The sequence below is a fragment of the Haloferax elongans ATCC BAA-1513 genome (genome assembly GCF_000336755.1).
GTDB lineage: Archaea > Halobacteriota > Halobacteria > Halobacteriales > Haloferacaceae > Haloferax > Haloferax elongans.
In genome coordinates this window covers 115,623-133,952 of the sequence record NZ_AOLK01000023.1, presented here as the reverse complement: position 1 = coordinate 133,952, position 18,330 = coordinate 115,623, and the positions used below count along the sequence as shown (strand labels likewise).

Genomic DNA, 18,330 nt, shown 5'->3' with positions numbered 1-18,330 from the left:
CTGTCACTACTCGACGACCAGTTCTTCCTTGTCGGCAACCGCGTCGGCTTCCTCGAAGTCGCCGCCACCGAGCAGGCCGCGGGCGGCGCGTTTGCCCCACTCGACCGCCGGCTGGACGAAGGTGTCTACGCTGGCGAGTTCGCCGTACATGACACAGGCAGCCTCCATCGCGTAGAGCAGTTCTCCCAGTCCGTACTCGTCCACGCGGTCGATTTCGATGCGGACGTTTGGCCGTCCGGCGGCGACGAGGCTGGCTTCGGTCGCCTCGAACTCGGCGTCGAGGAGTTCACCCAGTGACGCTCCGCCGAGGTACGCGAGGCCGTCGAGGTCGGTCTCCGGGATGGCCACGTCGTCGCGCTCGGTGGCGCGGACGAGCGTCACGAGTTTGTCGTTCGGGCCAGCGCGGTACAGTTGGAGTTGGGAGTGTTGGTCTGTCGCTCCGAGCGCGCGGAGGGGGGTCTGGCCGAGGCCGTCCTTGCCGAGCGACTCAGCCCACAGTTGCGCGAACCACTCGGAGAACGTTTCGAGCGATTCCGCGTAGGGCATCATCGCGTTCGCGGACATCCCGCGCTCGGCGAGGGCGTAGGAGACCGCTCCGTAGGCGTAGGCGGGCGAGTCGAAAAGCGAGTCCGAGAGACGCGATTCCTGTGCGGCCGCGCCTTCGAGGATTGCTTCGATGTCGTGGCCGCAGATGGCCGCAGCGGCGAGGCCGACCGTCGAGAGAACCGAGAAGCGGCCGGGGACGCCGTCTGGAACCGGAAGCGACGGGAGGTCGTGTTTCTCGGCGAGGTCGCGGAGGTTGCCCTCTTCGCCGGTCGTGACGAAGGTTCGGTCGGCCCAGTCGACGCCAGCGTCGGCCATCGCCTCGCGGACGACGAGGAAGTTCGCCAGCGTCTCGGCGGTCGTGCCGGAGCGAGAGACGACGTTGACGACCGTCTTCGAGAGGTCGAGGTCGGCGAGGAGAGACTCGACCGCCTCGGGGTCGACGTTGTCGAGGTAGTAAGCGTCCACGTCGCTGTCGAGCGCGTCGGTGAGTGTGGCTGCGCCGAGCGCGCTCCCACCGATGCCGACGGTGACGATTGCCTCGGGGTCGTCGAATCGGGAGACGGCGTCACGAATCGCGGCGGGGTCGGTGCGACTCGGGAGGTTCAGCGCTTCGTAACCGTGTTCGCTGTCGGCGCGGCCCTGTTGGATGCGGTCGTGGGCGGCGGCGACGCGCTCGTCGAGGCGTTCGAGCGACTCGCGAGAGAGGCCGTGGACCGATGCCGTGTCGAGGACGTTGCCGAGGTCGACGTGCATGCGAACACGCGCGTCGTCCGGCGTGAAAACGACACCGGTCGCTTTAATCGCGGCCGCTGCCAAGGGCGACCAATGGCAGACGACTACGGCGGCGTCTTCGGGGCGTTCCCGTACGCGTTCCGGCACAGCGAGTCGTGGGTGTTCAAACTCTACGTCCTCGTGGGTGCGCTCGCGTCGGTCATCGTCTCGTTGTTCGTCGTCTTCGGACTGGTCGTGCTCATCGGACAGACTGCCGCCGTCCCCGGTGGTTCGCTCACCCTCTCGCGGTCGTTCTACGTGCTCGTGGGGCTGTTTCTCGTTGCCCCACTCGTCGCTCCGGTGTTGTTCGTCGCGCGCCGCCACCGCCGAAGCGGGTCGGACAGTCGCTACGACCTGAGCCTCGCGCTCGCTGGGTTCGTGTTCATGGTGTCAATCTACGTCGGCCTCGTCATCTCGGTGCCAACCGACCTCCAGACCGCGCCTCAGCCCTTCACGCTCGGTCCGGTCACCATCTCCACACTCGTCCCGGTCGTCGAACTGCTCTACGACCTCCCGCCGCTGTACGGCCTCGTTCCACCGACCGCGTGCGCCCTGCTGGTCTACGGCGTCCACCGAATTCTTCGCTGACGAGACGATTTCTCAGCCACCGATAGCTGCGAGGTCGTCGCGGTAGACGTACACGAGTCCCGAACCGACGAGCGCCGCGGCGACGAGCGCGGCGACGGTCGCGTAGTTGGCGCTGGCGGCCTGTTCTCCGGCGACAGCGGCGAGTGCGAACGTCGGCAACCGACCCACGGCGACGAGGACGAGGAGCGTGCGTAGTCGAATCGGCGAGAGACCGGCGATGGCACACAACGCGTCGTCCGGGAACGTCGGCAGGAAAAACAGGATGAAGAGGCCGACGACGCCCTGCCGCTGTGCGAAGTCGTCGAAGCGAGAGAGAACGTCGGCGGCGACGACGCGCTCGACGAAGGGGCGGCCGAATTGCCGTGCGACGAGAAACACCACGGCGCTCCCGAGGACGACGCCAATCATACTGTAGACCGTGCCAGCGACGCCGCCGAAGAGGTAGCCGCCGACGGAGGCCAGTACTTGTCCCGGAATCGGCGCGAGAATTACCTGTGCGGTCTGGATTCCGATGAAGACGACTGGTGCGAACGGCCCCGTCGCGGCGATGGCGTCTCGAACCCACGCCGGGTCCGTGAGCGATGGTGCGAACTCGGCGATGGCGAGCGTTCCCACGACGAGCGCGAGTGCGAGCGCAGACAGGCGAACGATGGCCTCGTTTCTATCCTCGCGGGAGTCGAAGACGCGGCGAGTCACAGGAACGACACGGTCTTGACGCGGGCGTTCATCGCGTACTTCTTCAAGTATTGCTTCGCCGACGTTCGCGTCCCGTTGGCGACGGTTCGACCAGCACGAATCGCGTCGAGAATCCCCGCGGTCGTGAGGTCTTCGCCCTTCGGAAGCGACACCATCGTCGAGGCACGGCCGACCAGCGAGGCTTTGTGGGCGTCGCTTCCACCCGTCCCCGGAAGCTCGTGTCGCCGAGCGTACCGCCGTGCCTGTCCGTTTCTGAATCCCGTGAGTGTGTGGGCGTTGTACACCTCGATGGCGTCGACGTCGGCCGCCCGGATGGCTCGTCGGGAAGCGCCGTGTCGGGACTTCTGGAATGGGTGTGGGACGACTGCGAGACCGCCGCGGTCGTGAACCTCGCGTGTCGTCTCTGCGAGTGGTCGTCCGGGTGACAGCAACTGGTCGATACCGAGCGCGAGCAGGTGTCCGTCGGCGGTCGACACCTCGACGCCGGGGACGACGTGGACGCCGTACTCGTGGGCGATTTCGAACGCCCGCGTGAGGGAGGCCACCGAATCGTGGTCGGTGATAGCGATGGCGTCGAGACCGGCCGCAGCCGCCTGGTCGAGGACCGCCTCGACCGACGTGTGGCAGTCGTACGACGCTTCCGTGTGCACGTGGAGGTCGACCGAGACGGTCGTCCCGTGGTCGCCCATGCTCATACGAGGCCGAACTCCAACGCGAGACAGAGGGCGACAGTTATCGCGCCGGCGACGCCCACGATGAGGTGGCCGGCGTCAGTCTTGTACGCCTTGTAATCGGACGTCATGAGCGGACAGACGGCGATAATGGTCGCACCGGCGACCCAGCCGTTCCAGAGGGGAACGAACTGGAACAGGAAGTAGTTCGCCAGCACGACGAGGTGGGTGTGGACCACGGTCGTTCCGTGGTAGTACGAGGTGCCCGAGTCGTCGCCGAAGCCCTCGCTGTTGTGGCGAATGAGACGCAGGCCGCCGAACGCGAGCACGACGAATCCGACGACAGAACTCACGATGGCGTTCGGTGCCAACGTGACGTGGTACAGGAGCGCGCCCGAGACGAGGTAGGTGAAGATGTCGATAAAGGAGTCTATCTGTCGGCCGAACGCCGACGTGCTCCCGGTCTTTCGGGCGTAGTAGCCGTCGGCTTTGTCGAAGGCGAAGCCGACGAGGACGGCGAGGATGGCCCAGTTCGGTTCGTTCGACACGAACAAAATCGCGCCGACCCACGCCCAGAAGAGCGCGCCGAGGCTCAACCAATCGGCGGTCCCGAGCCGAGAAATCATGTTGTCTCCCGTCGACGACCGCACGACCTCGTTCGCGCGTGCGTCGAGTGTGTCCAATCCCCCGCGGAGCGCTGACCTGAGTTCGTCCGTCATGCCTCTCTACGCGACTCTCTCGACCGATTCAGTATAAATTTAATCTCCATAGTATATATTCGACTAAGAAATATATACCAACGTTCCCGAATAGAGCGCTCAATAGCTATGGGTTCTCTGAGACCGACCGCCGATTCCATGGGCCGATTCGGTAGTACGACCGCGTGCGCTCGACGCGGAACCCGTTCGCCTCGAACGTCCACTGCGACGGGCGGTTGTCACGAGCGACGAGCGCGTGGACGGTGTCTGCATCTCGGTTCTCGGCTTCGGCGACGGCGCGTGAGACGAGTGCCGTGGCGATTCCCTGATTCCGTGCAGCAGGGTCGACGAACACCCGCCGGATGTAGCCACCCGGAATGTGGAGCCGTTTTTCCAGCGGTTTGACGTGGTACGTCAGCCCGGGGTCTCCGAGAAACAGATAGCCGACGAGGTCGTCGCCGTCGAACGCACAGACCGCCTGTTCGTCGTCTCGGAGTTCGGAGAACGCATCGTACGTTTGCTCGTGCGGTCGGGCGTCGTCGGGCGCGAGCGCGCGAATGTCGATGGCGGCGTCCGGTTCGCGATTCGGGCGGTCGGCAGCCGTCTCGGTGACGTACTCGTCCATCTGCGTCCCGGTGATACCGAGGGATTTCAGCGTCTCGTAGACTCTGCGCGCCGTTTCGGTCCGGGTCAACCGCCAGAGCGCGGGCATCGTCTGTCGGGTCGAAGTGGCGCAAGAAAAGCCCACCGCCCGGATGAGTACGTATCACAAACCACGTCGACAGCGCCCGAAACGGGGAAAAGGCACGATTGCATAGGGCGGGTAATGACCGAGTCCGAACAAACGGGGACGTTCCTCGTAACCGCGGCCGACGACCAATCGGCAGTGCTGAAAGACGTCCACTCCGGGCAGGTACACACGCTCTCGTCGAACCCCGGGGTCTCCGAGGACGAAGCCGTCCGTGGAACCGTCGCGCCCGACCCGCCGATGAACGTCTCGTGGCAACTCGTCGATGTCGAGACGCGCTGGACCGTCGCTGTCGAGCGCTCGTCGGAGTCGCCGACGGCGAACTCCAAAGAGATTGCCAGCGACAACCCTGACGGCGAACTCGTCAAACAAGAGCGCGCTGGGACGGGCGAGATTCACGTCCTCTCGGTCCCCGACGACTTGACCGACCAGGCTGTCGACGACGTCCTCGACGACCGCGAAGGCCTGCTCTCGCGGGCCGCCCGACTCGACGTGAACCGGGTCGAGGTCCGCTCTGCACCGGGCGTCGTGGCCGTCCGCTACATGCCCTGACTAGGCGACTAACTGACGGTTACTGTTTTCGCTGCGTTCCAGTGGACGAGGCTGGACCGTCTTTGCTCTGGACGCACCAGCCACCGTTGACGCTGCCTTCGCGTTCGACGAATTCGAGGTCTGTTTCCGGGGCGGGCGCTGTCGCACCGGACGGAGTGAGGCCTTCGACGCGGAGCGTCAGCGTCAGGGAGTCGCCGCAGCACCCGACGTCGAGGAACTCCTCCCACTCGTCGCCGACGGCGACCTCGTCGTGGACGCGTTTGAGATAGTTCACGAACCGGTCGGCGGTCAGTTGGTCGTGGCCCCATGCGCTCAATTCGTCGGGAAAGGAGACGACGATGGTGCTCGCGACCGATTCAGTCGTCGTTTCGAGAGACATGTATCACGATTATCGGTCAAAGAGCATGGGTCTATCGCGGGTTCGCTGGGTGTGCGTCAGACCGCGGGATAAGAAGCCTTATTCAGCATCGCTCTGGACCGGAACGCATGGTCGAGTTTACGGTACCGGAGGTAGATTTCACCCGGTACACGAATCGCCAACTCGCGGCCGTACCGCTCACGGTCCTCGCGGTGGCCCTATTGGTCATCGCCGGGTGGTACGCTATGACCGGTGCGCCGGTCACACCCGGTGTCGATTTCACCGGTGGCACAGAACTCCGAATTGCGACGGACGCCTCACAAGACGAAGTGAGTGCAGCCTTCGAGGCGACTCCCGAGTCGGTTCGGTCCGTCGCCGCCGGTGGGAGCGCCAACAGTAACACCTACGTCGTGACGTTCCAGTCGGGGGCTGCGACGACAGCGGATATCGAAGCACAAGCCGAAGCTGCGGGCTTCGAAGTTCGCTCTATCGACGCTGTCTCCGCTAGCTTCGGAGCCGACACGCAACTGCTCGCACTCGGTGGTGTCGGCGTCGCCTTCCTCGGCATGAGCATTCTCGTGTTCCTGATGTTCCGCACGTTCGTCCCCTCCATCGCCGTGGTCATCTCGGCGTTCTCCGACATCGTCATTCCGGTGGCGCTGATGAACCTCCTCGGCATCGAACTGTCGCTCGGAACCGTCGCTGCCCTCCTCATGCTTATCGGGTACTCTGTGGACTCTGACATCCTCCTGAACAACCACGTCCTCCGGCGCTCGGGTGACTTCTACGAATCCACCTACCGCGCGATGCGGACTGGTGTGACTATGACGCTCACGTCCATCGCCGCGATGATTGTCATGACGATTACGGCGACGCTGTTCGGTATTCAACTGCTCGCCGCCATCGGGACGGTGCTCGTCTTCGGTCTCGCTGCTGACCTGATGAACACCTACATGCTGAACGTGACCCTCCTTCGCTGGTGGAAGTTCGAGGGGGTGGCCCGATGAGCACGCTCCGCGACAACTGGCGTGTCATCCTGCTCGTCATTGCAGTCCTTGCATCGACGTTCGCCCTGTTCTCGCCCACTGTCGGCGGTCAGTCCTCAGTCGACGGCCAGCCCACAGCCGAGGAAGACTCCCTGACGAACGTCAAGTACGGGCTTCAGCTCAACGGCGGGACGCGTATCCGCGCACCGCTCGTGGGCATCACGGCCGAAGACGTCGAGTTCGAAAACGAAACTGACCGCGTCGTCGAACAGCAGGTTGCCGCCGAGTTGTCGGGTGCTGACGCTGCGGACATTATCGCCCGACGCGGAGCCGAGTCCAGCACGGTCGAAGTGACCATCGAGAACGTCACGACCGACCAGTTGGCTGCTGCCCTCGATGCGGCGGGGTACTCTCACGGTGAGATTCGAGACGGCGTCACCGAGATGACCCGACAGGATACGGTCCGTGTCCTGCAATCGAAGATTAACGAAGCTGGCCTCTCTGGCGGGAGCGTCCAACAGGTGACGACCGCGACGGGCGAGCACTTCATCCTCATCGAAGTGCCGAACCGCGACCCCTCGTCTGTCCGCGAACTCGTCAGCGAGCGGGGGACAGTCCAAATCGACATCTACTACCCAACCACGGAGAACGGCTCGCGCGTCTACGAGACGCGAGAGGCTGTCCTGACGCAAGAGGACTTCACCTCTATTGGGACCGCCCAAGAACCGCAGACCGGCGGCGGCTCGTTCGTCCCGGTCTCGGTCAAGGACGACCCGGCACCAGAATTCCAGCAGGCTGTCAAGGAGACCGGTCTCGCCCAACCCGGCGGAACGCGGTGTACCTACAACGACGACCCCAACGCGACCGAGGGCTGTCTGCTCCTCGTCGTCAACGGTGAGGTCGTCAACGCCTTCGGGATGAGCCCGAACCTGGCCGACTCCATGCGTAACGAGGAGTGGGCCGAAGCACCGAGCTTCCAGCTTCAGACGCGCAACACCACCGAAGCACAGCAGGTCGCTATCAACCTCCGCGCTGGTGCGCTTCCGGCGAAGCTCGACCTCTCGGGTGACGACGGGGGCACGACCTCGTTCATCTCGCCGACGCAAGGTGAGAGCTTCAAGAGCGATTCGCTCTTGACCGGTATCGTCGCCGTGTTAGCTGTCGCTGGTGTCGTCTTCGTCCGCTACGGCAAGCCCGAGGTCGCGCTTCCGATGATTGTCACGGGGCTCTCTGAGGTGTACGTCCTCCTCGGATTCGCCGCGGCAATCGGCTACCCGCTCGACCTCTCGGTCATCGCTGGCTTCATCGCCGTCATCGGTACCGGTGTGGACGACCTCATCATCATCGCCGACGAGGTGATGGCCGAAGGCTCCGTGACGTCGCGGAAGGTCTTCCAGTCGCGCTTCCGCCGCGCCTTCTGGGTCATCGGTGCGGCCGCCGCGACGACCATCATCGCGATGAGCCCGCTTGCCGTGCTCTCGCTTGGCGACCTCCAGGGCTTCGCTATCTTCACCATCCTCGGTGTCATCGTCGGCGTGCTCGTCACCCGCCCCGCGTACGGTGACATCCTGCGCCTGCTCCTGACCGAGGACAGATAACCCCAAACTCACTGACGGCATCACCCGTCAGTGGCTGTCGGTTACTGATTCTATTTCGACGCCGGTTTTCTGAACTATCTCCCAAAAATCATCCTTGTTTTGCATCGGTATCCGATGTCGGTTATTCTAACATCGGTATAGCCTTCGACAGAATAATATAGAGCCGACCTAAACTATTGATTGAAGAGGTAACTGAGACGCCGCCGCCCGTCGGTAATCACGGTGCGAACACTCCAACCATGGACGATACTCCTCTCCAACACGACGACACGGACGCGAAAACGACGACGCAGAAGGGGCTGTCGCGACACGGAATGCCGACAGACAACGTGGAGTACGAGGCAATCGTCGCACCCTACGACGACGCGCCCGACGAGTGTACAATCTTCCCCGCCGGGCTCTCCGAGGAGGAACTGCTGACGACGTGGATTTCCGCACAGGAAGGTTCGTACGTCTCGCTCGACGAGATGGCGTAAGCCGGTCAGCCGTCTCCACTCAATTTTCGACTCTTTTGTTCAGGGCTCAGAAGTCCCCGAGCGACGCCTGTTCGTGCGCCGCCAGTAGGTCGGCACAGGTCGACCACGACTTGCGTGCGCAGTCCGGGAGAATGCCGTGTTCGCGGACGAATTCGCGTAAGAAATCGCGGGTCGTCTGGTCGCTCGGATAGCCGCTTCCGACCTCGCCGTACTCGTCGGCGATGGCTTCGACACGCCGGTCGCGTTCGACTTTGGCGACGATGCTCGCCGCCCCGACGATGGCGTGTTCGTCGTCGGCGCGGTGCTGGGCGTGGACCTCGACAGACGCGCCCGCCTCGGCGACGCCGTCGCGGACGCGACGCCCGAACCGAGACTCGCTCACGTCGCCCGCGTCGCAGACGAGTTCGTCGGCGTCGGCCGCGACTTCGGCAGCCGCTTCGACCTGCGCCCGAACGGTGAGCAGATTCATGTCCGTTTCGGGATCGTCGATGGTCTCGGGTTCGACGAACGCGACGCCGACCGAGATGTCGTCTCGCTCTCGCAACTCCGCGGCGAGTTCCTCGCGCCGCTCGGGAGTGAGACGCTTCGAGTCGGCGATTCCCTCGGGCAGCGTCTCCGGGTCGGCCCGGACCGCCGCGGCGACCATCGGACCGAGTACGGGTCCCTTTCCGGCCTCGTCGACGCCGATTTGCATATCTGGTCGGGTCTTCGAGGAAGGGATTGAACGTACCGATTCAGTCCCGTGGATAGCAGTTCCAATTAACGTCGGGACCGGGGTCACCGTGGGAGTCGAAGACCGAAACGTCGTCTTTGTGGACTCTCGTCTGGATTCCGTAGACTGTCGGGTTCCGGGCGACGACCGACACGTCTGCCTCGTCGGTCGAATCTGGTGACGACCCTCTGACGGTTGCCGTCGCCCAGATTTCGTGGTCCGTCTCGGGGTCCAGCGACGAAAAGAGCGGGTCGTCTTCTTCGACTCGTCCACCTGCTGGAACCTCGTATATCGTGTCCAACAGTACCGAATCCGTCGTCCGGTCTTCGACGGTCACTGTGACTGCAACCGACTCGTCGCGCGTGTTCTCGACCACCACGTCGGGTGTGATTGCCTGTTCGTCGCAGGTGTTCGTCGGTCTTGTCGTCGTCGTCGCCGTCTCAGACTGTGTCGTTGACGACCCCGACGGTGCCGACGCCGACGTTCCCGGCGCTGTCGTGGGCGAATTAGTTTCGGACCCACTACTCAAACACCCAGTAAGGCCGACGAGTGCACCGCTCGCCGCGAGTCGAAGCAGTGTGCGACGCTCGTGTGTGGAGGGCATCGACCGAAAAGCTTCAGCCCGGAAACAAGTGCCTTCTATTCAGTTCTTGAAGAACTCGTCGTCCTCGAAGGGTTCGTCCTCGCCTTCGACCGCAATCACGTCGAGGGCGGTGACGACCGCGTCCGTATCGAGGATGCCAGCGAGACTTGGGTTCGTCCGGCCTTCGTCGCCCGAGACGAGTTCCTTGATGTAGAGCCCGCCTTCGCCGTGGATTTCGACAGTCGCGTGGTGGGCGTCTTCGAGTTCGCCGGTGGCGTCGTAGACCTGTCGCGTGCGGGTGATGCTGGCGCGGCGGTGGTCGACGCGGTGTGGCGTGTACTGCTCGATTGTCGCGCCCGTGAGTTCGTCTAGCGCGGCCTGCAAGTCCTCGTCAGTCACGTCGTCGTCGAACTCGACGGCGGCGCGGTACTCCTTCGAGGCGTCGAGTTTCTTGACGCGCTCGACCATGTCGTAGGCGGCGAGGCGAAGCCCCTCGACTTCGATTTCGCCGTCAGCCATGGCGTTCACGTCGCCTTCGAGTCGTTCCACGTCGATATTGCGGCGACGGGGTTCCATGACTTCGACGACGAAGGGACGACCCGTTCCGAGCATTAGGGCGTCCACGTCCTCGCGGCCTGCACCGTGGAACTTCGCGTCGACGCCGTCCATCACGTCCATCGCGACAGGGGCGACGAAGCCCTCGACGCTGTGTTCGTAGAGATAACCGGAGCCACCGCAGTAGTCACACGGCTCTTTTCCTTGGTAGCCGGACCCGTCACACTCGCGGCAGGGCCACTCGGTCTGCGGGATGTCGCGTTCGAGTTTGCGGTAGCGACCGTAGATGAACGCCGAGTTGATTTGCGTCTCGACGGTGTCGGCTTCGAGGTCGAGGAGGAACTGCACGTCCGGGCGAGTGAAGTCCACCTCGGTGCCAGTGAGACGACCGACGCGCTTTCCGACCTCGCGGTTGAACTCGGATTTGAACAGTTCGCCCGCGTCCTCGGGGAGTCCGGCCCCTTCGCGCAGGAGAATCTCGTTTTCTTCGACAAGCGGCGGGGCGCGCGTGCCGACCTGATAGGTGTCGACTTCCACGTCTTCGATGGCTTCGGCACAGCGTTCGGCCCAGTCGTCGAACTCGGCGCACATGCCTTCGCAGACCCAACAGGTCTCGGTCTCGACTGCCTCGTACGGCTCGTCGTCGTCGAGGGCGGCGGCGATTCGGAGCGACCGCCCGCGTTCGGCGTTCGTCAACCCGAAACTTCGGTCGGCGAAGGCCCTGCCGAGACAGGCGTCACAGACCGGGCCACTCTCGGCGAGTGCTCGGGCGTCCTCGAGGATGCTCATATCCCGACTCACTCGTGGGGGCCGTAACTACCTTACTTTGTGTCCTGGCGGCGCGTCAATTGCTCTCACATCTGAGATGTGTGCCAACACGTGTCGCGAGAGGTGTTATCTCCGGTCCGAGAAAATTCATGTACGCCGAGATGGTAGCCCGTGCAACACCTGGGTCGAAGGTCGATATCTCGTGTCTGTAGGAAATCAAACACATAGAAACGTCGGATTGTTCGCGCTGCTCGCCGTGCTGTGGGGGACATCGTTCATGGCTATCGAAGTCGGGTTGGAAGTACTGCCGCCCGCGCTCTTTGCCGCCCTTCGCTACGACATCGCCGGTCTCGTCTTGTTCGGCTATGCTCTCGTCGCCGCCGAAGACTGGCGTCCTCGCGGCCGTGATGAGTGGGTCGTGGTCTTCGTCGGTGGGGCGCTTCTCATCGGTGTCCACTTCACGCTCTTGTTCTCCGGGCAGCGGTACGTAACGAGTGGCGTCGCGGCCATCGTCCTCAGCCTCTCGCCAGTCCTGACGCCGCTTTTCGCGTGGACGATGCTCCCCGAGGAGCGACTGGACTTCTTCGGCTTCCTCGGCGTCTTCCTCGGCCTCGTCGGGACCGTCGTCATCGCCGTCTCGTCGGGGTCCGTCGGTGGCCAACTGCTCGGCGTGGTCTTGCTCTTTCTCGCGGCCGCGAGCTGGGCGTTCGGCTCCGTTCTCGTCAAGCGATTGCCGGGGAACCCGCCGGTCGCGCCGATGCAGGCGTGGATGATGCTTCTCGGGTCTGGTATGCTCCACATCGTCAGCCCACTGCTCGGCGAACCCGGACTGGCACAGGTCGCGTGGTCCCCGCTGGTCGTAGGGGCGCTCCTGTTTCTCGCGGTGCTGTGCAGCGCCGTCGGCTTCATCATCTACTTCGTGCTTCTCGACCGCATCGGTGCTGTCGAGATTAGTCTCGTCAGCTACGCCGTCCCCATCGTCGCCGCAGTCAGCGGGTGGGCCGTCCTCGGTGAGGATATCGGCCCCGCGACGATTACCGGCTTCCTCTTCATCCTCGCCGGGTTTGCGTTCATGAAGTACAACGCACTCGGCCCGGTAGTCCGCGATATCGGCGTCCGCGCTGGCCTCGTCGCTCCGAAGCACGTATCGGACCGCGACCCCGTTCCCGCAGACGACTGACGCGCTACTGCTGGCTGTTTCTGTTCGATTTCGCGTCCATCGGTAGGACTCTACGGTACTGGTGTCGCGTTATAACAAAAAGAATCGCCGACAGCGGGGCAGCGCTATCGGCAGGGTTGATACTGAAATCGACTGCGGTCGACGTTAGTTGTCGGTGGTCGTCGTCGACTCGTTCGTCGCAGTCGTCGTGGTGTTGGTCGACGTGGTCGTCGTGTTGGCCGTCGTCGTCGCTGTGGTGTTGGTCGACGTGGCCGTCTCGTTCACCGCGGTCGTCTCGGTCGACGTGACCGTCTCGTTCGTCGCGGTTTCGGTTGCGGTCTCATTGGCCGTCGTCGTCTCGTTCGTTGCGGTCGTCGCCTCGGGCGTCGGGGTACCCACTTCGTGCGTGGCGAGGACTTCCTCGGTTCCGGCGCGGCCGACCCAGACGACCTCGACGGTCGAACCGGACTCGGCGGATTCGATTTCGACGAAGTTACCGACCGAGACGGGGTACGGTTGCGTCTCTTTCTCGTCTGCGACCCACGTCGTCGCACGCTCGCCGTCGACGGTCACGTAGACTTCCGACGTGTGCGAGCTTTTGATTTTGTCGCCGCCCATGTGGACAGCGCGGAGAACGCCGCTTTCGAGCATGAAGGAGATGTCAGACTCAGGCACAGGAGCCGGTTCGGCAGTCGTCGTTTCGCTCGTCTCGGTCTTCTCAGAGCCGGACGGCGAGGAACCGCCGAGACAACCGGCGGTGAGGAGAGCTCCAACGCTTGTAGCGCTTGCGAGGAATCTTCGTCGTTCCATACGCCGGATTTTGTGAGGGAGTATAAATGTCTTCTATTTTATATTTTGTGGGTAGATACCCTTTCCCAAGGCCGTGAGTAACAATGTCGTGATATAGACAATTAGCTGAACTGAGGCGCTAAGCCCCCTTCCTCAACGCCCGACCGAAGGGAGGGCGTAGGGAGGGGATACAGCGCCGCACGAGGCGCAGATACGTTCGGCACTCGGCCCACAGGCCCACACCATCGAAGCTATTATACGTGTAACGTGCATAGCGTGCATTACGGTGAAACGGAAGACAATCACCATTCGGGAAGACCAAGACGAGTGGATTGAGGACCAACATCTCAATCTCTCGTCGTTCGTCCGCGAGAAACTGGACGAACTAATTGAGGAACGAGAGTAGCGCCATGTACTACGCCTACAAGTACCGTCTCAAGCCATCCGACGCCCATCGCGAGGAGTTGGACCGCCATCGAGACATTTGTAGGCAACTCTACAACCACACGCTCTACCGCCTCAACGAGTACCAAGACGAACACGGCGAACTGCCGTCCATGACTACCCTCCGGTCGGAGCTCCCCGACCTCAAGCAGTGGTGGGACGACCTCTCCGACGTGTACTCGAAGGTTCTCCAAACCGTCGTCGAACGCCTGTTCGACAACATCAAAGGCCTCTCCAAGCTCAAGGAGAACGGCTACGGCGTCGGCCACCTCAAGTGGAAGTCGCCACGGAAGTTCCGCAGTTTCACCTACAGTCAGTCTGGCTTCAAGCTCGACAAGAAGGGCGGTCAGGCTGTCCTGTCACTCTCGAAACTCGCAGACATACCGATTCGGCTCCACCGCGCCATCCCCGACAACGCGAAGCTCAAGCAGGTCACGCTCAAGAAAGAGCCGACGGGTGAGTGGTTCGCCACCTTCGGCGTCGAATTGGACCGTGAACCGCCCGAACCGCCCGAGAATCCCGAGAAGTACGTCGGTATCGACGTTGGGATTCTCAAGTACGCTCACGACACGGAGGGTACGGCGGTCGGGTCGCTCGACCTCTCCGACGAGCGTGAACGCTTGGAGCGCGAGCAACGGAAACTCTCGCGGAAGCAACACGGGTCGAACAACTACGAAAAGCAACGGCGTCGAGTCGCGGAGTGTCACGCCAACCTCCGACGGAAGCGCCGCGACTTCTTGCACAAACTCTCGGCGTACTATGCTCGGGAATACGACCTCGTAGCGGTCGAAGACCTGAACGTGAAGGGGATGATGGAGTCGCCGTCGAACAGTCGCAACACGGCGTCTGCCGCGTGGCGGACGTTCCTCTCGTTGCTCGAATACAAGTGTGAGCGGGAGGGGACGCACTTCGTGGCGGTCAACCCGAGAGGGACGACCAAGGAGTGCGCGTCCTGTGGTGTCTCGACGGACAAGCCGTTGTGGGTCCGTGACCACTCCTGTCCCGCCTGCGGGTTTGAGGCGGACAGGGACGCGAACGCGGCGTGGAACATTCTTTCTCGCGGCCTCGAAGACGTAGGAGTGGGATACTCCGAACGAACGTCCCCAGAAATCGAAGGTTTCTGGTGTGCGAACGAATCGCAGAGCGATTCGTTAACGCCTGTGGAGACTGCGTTCCCTGTGGATACGTCCGTATCTGCAAAGCGCGTCGTAGAAACAGGAAGCCCCACCCTCAAGCGCGAGCCGTCAGGCGAGCGGTAGGGTGGGGTAGTTCACAAGAGTCCGAGCCGTCCGAGTGCCCAGAGCACCCCGAGGGTAGTGGCGACACCGAGTGCGACGAGAAGGAGGGTCACGACGAGGACTGCGCCGAGGAGGAACCGGCGGTCGGCCTCGCGTGCTTCGGGTGTGTCGTATCGGGATTCGAGGAGCCGGACGTTCCGGCTGTTCGCTTTCCACGCGGCGTCGAACACGTCGCCGACGAGGGGGAGCGACCCGACAGTCGCATCGAGAAGGACGTTTCCGAACATGCGAGCGAGCGTCTCTCGGGGAACGCCGAGTAGTGCTGCCTCGACGAGGATGTACGCCGACAGTGCTGACCCGGTTGCGTCGCCGACGCCCGGAACGAGACCCAAGAAGGGGTCGAGGCCGACCCGGTAGTTCGTCCCCGGAATCTCGAACGCCTCGTCGAGGTAGTAACTCACCGTCCGAAGGCGTTCCATAGTCGCTGCTACGTCCTCGTCGGCACTGTCGACGATTGCGTCGGCGTCGCCGAGATGTCGGCGGTCGTCTGCCTGTGTCGAGTTCACGGGGTCGTCCACAGGACGCGAGTCGCGCGGCGCGAACTTGAGCGTGGTGTCGGGTGCGTCGAAAACGGTCGAACCGAGCGGAGCGTCGAAAACAGCAAAAATGAGCGTGGCGCACCGCCCCCCACGGTATTGGGCGGTCACGCCGAGTAGACCAGCGAGGAATCAGGCAGCCGTGTCCGGCAGCGCGGTCGATACCGACCACGTGCCGGGATGCGAGGAGTTAGAGACCGACCTCCATGGCGCGCTCGACGACGCCCTCGCTGTACATCTCGACCAGTTCCTCGTGTTGGTCCGGCCGGTTCTCGTACACGTCTTGGAACAGGCTGATAGGCGTCATCGCGGCCTGGTAGGTCGCTTCGTCCCACATGCGGTCGGTGGCGATGTCGACTTCCGTGTCGCCGATGCGGAGCGTTGTCGACCGCTCCATGGCGATTGCGCCGCGACCGGCCTCTTTGGCCGCCTCGAACTCCTCCATGGAGTCGACGATGTCGTCCATGCTCGGAATGTAGGCGGTCATGTTCAGCAGTTCCTCGTGTAACTCGTCGCTGTCGAGCACCTGCGTGGACCCGCCGACGGTGAGTTCGTAGCCGTCGGTGGTCTCCGAGAGCGACACGCGGTCGCCCTCGTACACTTCCACGCCATCCTCGGAGTCGAGTTCGACTTCACCGTCGCCGGTGTCGAGGAGCCAACTGCCGGTCTTCGGCGGCAACGGCGACTGGTTCGCCTCGACGACCTGTCCGGGCGTCAGCGACCAGATACCGAGCATCCCCTTCGCCTGATTGTCCTGCATGCGCTCGTGGTAGCCCTCGATGTCGCGGATGTCGTCGTACGGGCCGTCCACTGCGATGAGGCCAGCGGCGCTCGCACCGCGCGAGGTGTTGTGCCGGAGTTCGGGCCACTCGGGGAGTGCGCCCGTCGGCGTGATAGCGCGCATGTCCTTCGTGTAGTCGACTTCGCCGTCGACGAGGAGGAACAGGCGTTCGAGGTTGTTCGTCGGCTTCCCCATCTCCTCGCGGAGGGTGCCCATGGCGAGTTCTGCCTGTCCGCTCTCGATGATGACGGACATTTTGAGGCTCCCTTCTTCGAGGCCGTGCTCGTTTTCGACGATGGTGAAGAACTCGTCGGCCTTCTTCCAGTCGTCGATATCGCCGACTTCGGGGATGACGAAGCCGTCGATGTGCTCGATTGCGCCCCGTTCGGGGTCGGCGACGTCGAGCATGTGCTGGAAGCCCTGATAGCGAGTGGTCGGGCTGTCGCGGTGCCAGACCATGCGCGGGTGAATCTCGCCGGGGAAGTCGGCACCGTGTTCGGAGACGACCTCGACGATATTTTCGACGCCTTCGTCGCGCATCGAGGGCGCGGTGGCGTCTTCGTTGTCCGGCACCCACACGTCGGGGGCCTGCATCCCGCGGAGTTGGGCCGCTCGGCGGAGCATCTTGGCGGAGTCCTCCTCGCCTTCGACCGCCGTGGGCGAGGTGAAGAACGTCCGCACGAATTCACGGTCGTGTCGTCGTTCAGTCATCGTCGTTCGTGGTGATGGGGTCGGCTTGTTCCTCGCTGAATCCCTCCGAGGATTCGATGCGGCGGCGCGCCTCGGGGTCGAACTCCGTCTCGATGTCCTGATAGCGCGAGACGAACGAGAGTTCGTGGTGGCTCTCGGTCGGGTGGCCGAGATAGCGCTGTTCGAGGTCGAACTGGCCTTCTTCGTCCTGTTCGGCGAGCTTCTTGAAGTCCTCGTAGACGGCGTGCGCGCCGGAGTGCAGGCCGAACAGCGTGATGAAGATGTACTTGTAGCCGAGGTCGCCCAGTTCCTGGAACGTAAGCGGGTCTTCCTCTTCGGACCACGCGAACGACGACGAGTAGTTGAACGCGAGTTTCAGGTCCGGATGCGTCTCGTGGATGGTCTCGGCGTAGTTGACCGCGTCTTCGCGCGATGGGTTCGGCATCTCTGGCCAGACGAGGTCGACACCGGCGTCGGCGTAGATGCGACCGCGTTCGAGGTGTTCTTCCCAGTCACCGTTGGCGGAGCCGTAGGCGTCCGTCCGGGCGATGATGACCGTGTCGTCGCTCTGCTTCGCGTCGACAGCGGCCTCGAAGCGGGCGCGAGCCTTCTCGCGGGAGACGATTTGCTTGCCCGCGATGTGACCGCAGCGCTTGGGCGTCGTCTGGTCTTCGATGTGGATGGCGGCGACACCGGCTTTCTCGTACTCGCGGACGGCGCGTCGGACGTTGTGGATGCCGCCGTAGCCGGTGTCACAGTCGGCGATGACCGGGAGGTTCGTCGCTTCGACCATGCGCTTGGCATTTTCGACCATCTCGGTCATCGTGACCATCTCCAGGTCCGGGAAGCCGAACTGCCCGAGGACAGTCGAGTAACCGGACATGTACGCGGCGTCGTGGCCGGTCATCTCGGCCAGTCGCGCGTCGAGGGCGTGGTACATGCCGGGCGCGAACACGAAGTCCTGCGTGTTGAGCATCTCGCGGAGTTCGCGGCCTTTCTGGTTGTCAACATCCTGTGCGAAGACGTCGTCGTCGAGTTCTGTCGGATTCATTGGGTGAGGGGATTACTGCGTGTCGGTCGGGTTCTGCATCGCTCGCTCGATACGGTTCAGTTGAGTACGGAGGGCGGCGAGTTCGCGCCGGATATCCGTCATCTCGTCTTCCTCACCCGGTTCTTGGATGAAGGGGACGAGCGGCGCGTCCATGTTCTCCTCGTTGTTGGGGTAGCGCCGCGAGGGACGGGGCGTGCGAGTAGTAGTCGTCTGGCGGGTCGTCGTGTCGGTTCGGGTCGTGTTTCGTGGGTTCGTCATCGGTTACGTCGGTGGTGT

General features: G+C 63.3%; 21 protein-coding genes. 7 read left to right on the top strand and 14 right to left on the bottom strand.

Features of this window, described 5'->3' with window-relative positions; translation table 11 throughout:
* Positions 1-6: 6 nt before the first annotated feature.
* Complete coding sequence (locus tag C453_RS17265) at positions 7-1,299, bottom strand: hypothetical protein (RefSeq protein WP_008326500.1); 1,293 nt, start codon at positions 1,297-1,299, stop codon at positions 7-9.
* A 72-nt stretch (positions 1,300-1,371) separates the two neighbouring features.
* On the opposite strand from C453_RS17265, the gene C453_RS17260 reads away from it, so the two are divergent.
* On the top strand, positions 1,372-1,905 hold the full coding sequence (locus C453_RS17260) for a hypothetical protein (protein ID WP_008326498.1): 534 nt from the start codon (positions 1,372-1,374) through the stop codon (positions 1,903-1,905).
* A gap of 12 nt (positions 1,906-1,917) precedes the next feature.
* Here the strand turns inward: C453_RS17260 and C453_RS17255 are convergent, their stop codons facing one another.
* The 4 genes from C453_RS17255 to C453_RS17240 all read right to left on the bottom strand — a co-directional run bounded on the left by C453_RS17255 (position 1,918) and on the right by C453_RS17240 (position 4,682).
* Entirely contained in the window at positions 1,918-2,601 is a 684-nt protein-coding gene (locus C453_RS17255) for a TVP38/TMEM64 family protein (RefSeq protein ID WP_008326497.1), read from the bottom strand.
* Positions 2,598-3,296, bottom strand: coding sequence for a CehA/McbA family metallohydrolase (locus C453_RS17250; protein WP_008326496.1), 699 nt, complete (start codon positions 3,294-3,296; stop codon positions 2,598-2,600). Before C453_RS17250 ends, C453_RS17255 begins: the two co-directional genes overlap by 4 nt.
* Complete coding sequence (locus C453_RS17245) at positions 3,293-3,991, bottom strand: CDP-alcohol phosphatidyltransferase family protein (RefSeq protein ID WP_008326495.1); 699 nt, start codon at positions 3,989-3,991, stop codon at positions 3,293-3,295. The genes C453_RS17250 and C453_RS17245 overlap by 4 nt, the downstream gene beginning before the upstream one ends.
* A gap of 106 nt (positions 3,992-4,097) precedes the next feature.
* Positions 4,098-4,682 (bottom strand): GNAT family N-acetyltransferase, encoded by a 585-nt coding sequence (locus C453_RS17240; protein WP_008326494.1) that lies wholly within the window; start codon positions 4,680-4,682, stop codon positions 4,098-4,100.
* A gap of 114 nt (positions 4,683-4,796) precedes the next feature.
* On the opposite strand from C453_RS17240, the gene C453_RS17235 reads away from it, so the two are divergent.
* The gene (locus C453_RS17235) at positions 4,797-5,270 is read left to right on the top strand and encodes a DUF5812 family protein (protein WP_008326493.1); all 474 of its coding nucleotides are present in this window, start codon (positions 4,797-4,799) and stop codon (positions 5,268-5,270) included.
* A 19-nt stretch (positions 5,271-5,289) separates the two neighbouring features.
* On the opposite strand, the gene C453_RS17230 is transcribed toward C453_RS17235, so the two are convergent.
* The gene (locus C453_RS17230) at positions 5,290-5,649 is read right to left on the bottom strand and encodes a hypothetical protein (RefSeq protein WP_008326492.1); all 360 of its coding nucleotides are present in this window, start codon (positions 5,647-5,649) and stop codon (positions 5,290-5,292) included.
* Positions 5,650-5,756: 107 nt separating this feature from the next.
* Here C453_RS17230 and secF point away from each other — a divergent pair, with 107 nt between their 5' ends.
* From secF to C453_RS17215, 3 genes are all read left to right on the top strand, one after another.
* Positions 5,757-6,635: a protein translocase subunit SecF gene (gene secF, locus C453_RS17225; protein WP_008326491.1), complete on the top strand. Its 879-nt coding sequence runs from the start codon at positions 5,757-5,759 to the stop codon at positions 6,633-6,635.
* Positions 6,632-8,212: a preprotein translocase subunit SecD gene (gene secD / locus C453_RS17220; RefSeq protein WP_008326488.1), complete on the top strand. Its 1,581-nt coding sequence runs from the start codon at positions 6,632-6,634 to the stop codon at positions 8,210-8,212. The genes secF and secD overlap by 4 nt, the downstream gene beginning before the upstream one ends.
* 239 nt (positions 8,213-8,451) lie before the next feature.
* Positions 8,452-8,688: a DUF7511 domain-containing protein gene (locus C453_RS17215; protein ID WP_008326486.1), complete on the top strand. Its 237-nt coding sequence runs from the start codon at positions 8,452-8,454 to the stop codon at positions 8,686-8,688.
* Between the two features lie 46 nt (positions 8,689-8,734).
* Here C453_RS17215 and rnhB read toward each other — a convergent pair whose 3' ends face one another.
* From rnhB to C453_RS17200, 3 genes are read right to left on the bottom strand one after another with little or no spacing between them, the layout of a single operon-like run.
* Positions 8,735-9,382, bottom strand: a complete 648-nt coding sequence (gene rnhB / locus C453_RS17210) for a ribonuclease HII (protein WP_008326483.1) — start codon at positions 9,380-9,382, stop codon at positions 8,735-8,737.
* 40 nt (positions 9,383-9,422) lie between these two features.
* Entirely contained in the window at positions 9,423-10,004 is a 582-nt protein-coding gene (locus tag C453_RS17205) for a hypothetical protein (RefSeq protein WP_008326482.1), read from the bottom strand.
* Between the two features lie 39 nt (positions 10,005-10,043).
* Positions 10,044-11,327, bottom strand: coding sequence for a tRNA pseudouridine(54/55) synthase Pus10 (locus C453_RS17200; protein ID WP_008326481.1), 1,284 nt, complete (start codon positions 11,325-11,327; stop codon positions 10,044-10,046).
* Between the two features lie 181 nt (positions 11,328-11,508).
* Here C453_RS17200 and C453_RS17195 point away from each other — a divergent pair, with 181 nt between their 5' ends.
* Positions 11,509-12,486: a DMT family transporter gene (locus C453_RS17195; protein WP_049907847.1), complete on the top strand. Its 978-nt coding sequence runs from the start codon at positions 11,509-11,511 to the stop codon at positions 12,484-12,486.
* 144 nt (positions 12,487-12,630) lie between these two features.
* Here the strand turns inward: C453_RS17195 and C453_RS17190 are convergent, their stop codons facing one another.
* On the bottom strand, positions 12,631-13,275 hold the full coding sequence (locus C453_RS17190; RefSeq protein ID WP_008326479.1) for a hypothetical protein: 645 nt from the start codon (positions 13,273-13,275) through the stop codon (positions 12,631-12,633).
* A gap of 389 nt (positions 13,276-13,664) precedes the next feature.
* Here C453_RS17190 and C453_RS17185 point away from each other — a divergent pair, with 389 nt between their 5' ends.
* Positions 13,665-14,957, top strand: coding sequence for an RNA-guided endonuclease InsQ/TnpB family protein (locus C453_RS17185; protein ID WP_008326477.1), 1,293 nt, complete (start codon positions 13,665-13,667; stop codon positions 14,955-14,957).
* A gap of 11 nt (positions 14,958-14,968) precedes the next feature.
* Here the strand turns inward: C453_RS17185 and C453_RS17180 are convergent, their stop codons facing one another.
* The 4 genes from C453_RS17180 to C453_RS17165 all read right to left on the bottom strand — a co-directional run bounded on the left by C453_RS17180 (position 14,969) and on the right by C453_RS17165 (position 18,312).
* Positions 14,969-15,451 carry a DUF4112 domain-containing protein gene (locus C453_RS17180; RefSeq protein WP_241430792.1) on the bottom strand — a complete coding sequence of 161 codons (483 nt, stop codon included), beginning with the start codon at positions 15,449-15,451 and terminating at the stop codon, positions 14,969-14,971.
* 271 nt (positions 15,452-15,722) lie between these two features.
* A complete protein-coding gene (gene aceB / locus C453_RS17175; RefSeq protein ID WP_008326475.1) occupies positions 15,723-17,024 on the bottom strand; it encodes a malate synthase AceB in 1,302 nt (433 codons plus the stop codon).
* Positions 17,017-18,054: an isocitrate lyase gene (gene aceA, locus C453_RS17170; protein WP_008326474.1), complete on the bottom strand. Its 1,038-nt coding sequence runs from the start codon at positions 18,052-18,054 to the stop codon at positions 17,017-17,019. Before aceA ends, aceB begins: the two co-directional genes overlap by 8 nt.
* A 12-nt stretch (positions 18,055-18,066) precedes the next feature.
* Entirely contained in the window at positions 18,067-18,312 is a 246-nt protein-coding gene (locus C453_RS17165) for a hypothetical protein (protein WP_008326471.1), read from the bottom strand.
* Between the last annotated feature and the right edge of the window lie 18 nt (positions 18,313-18,330).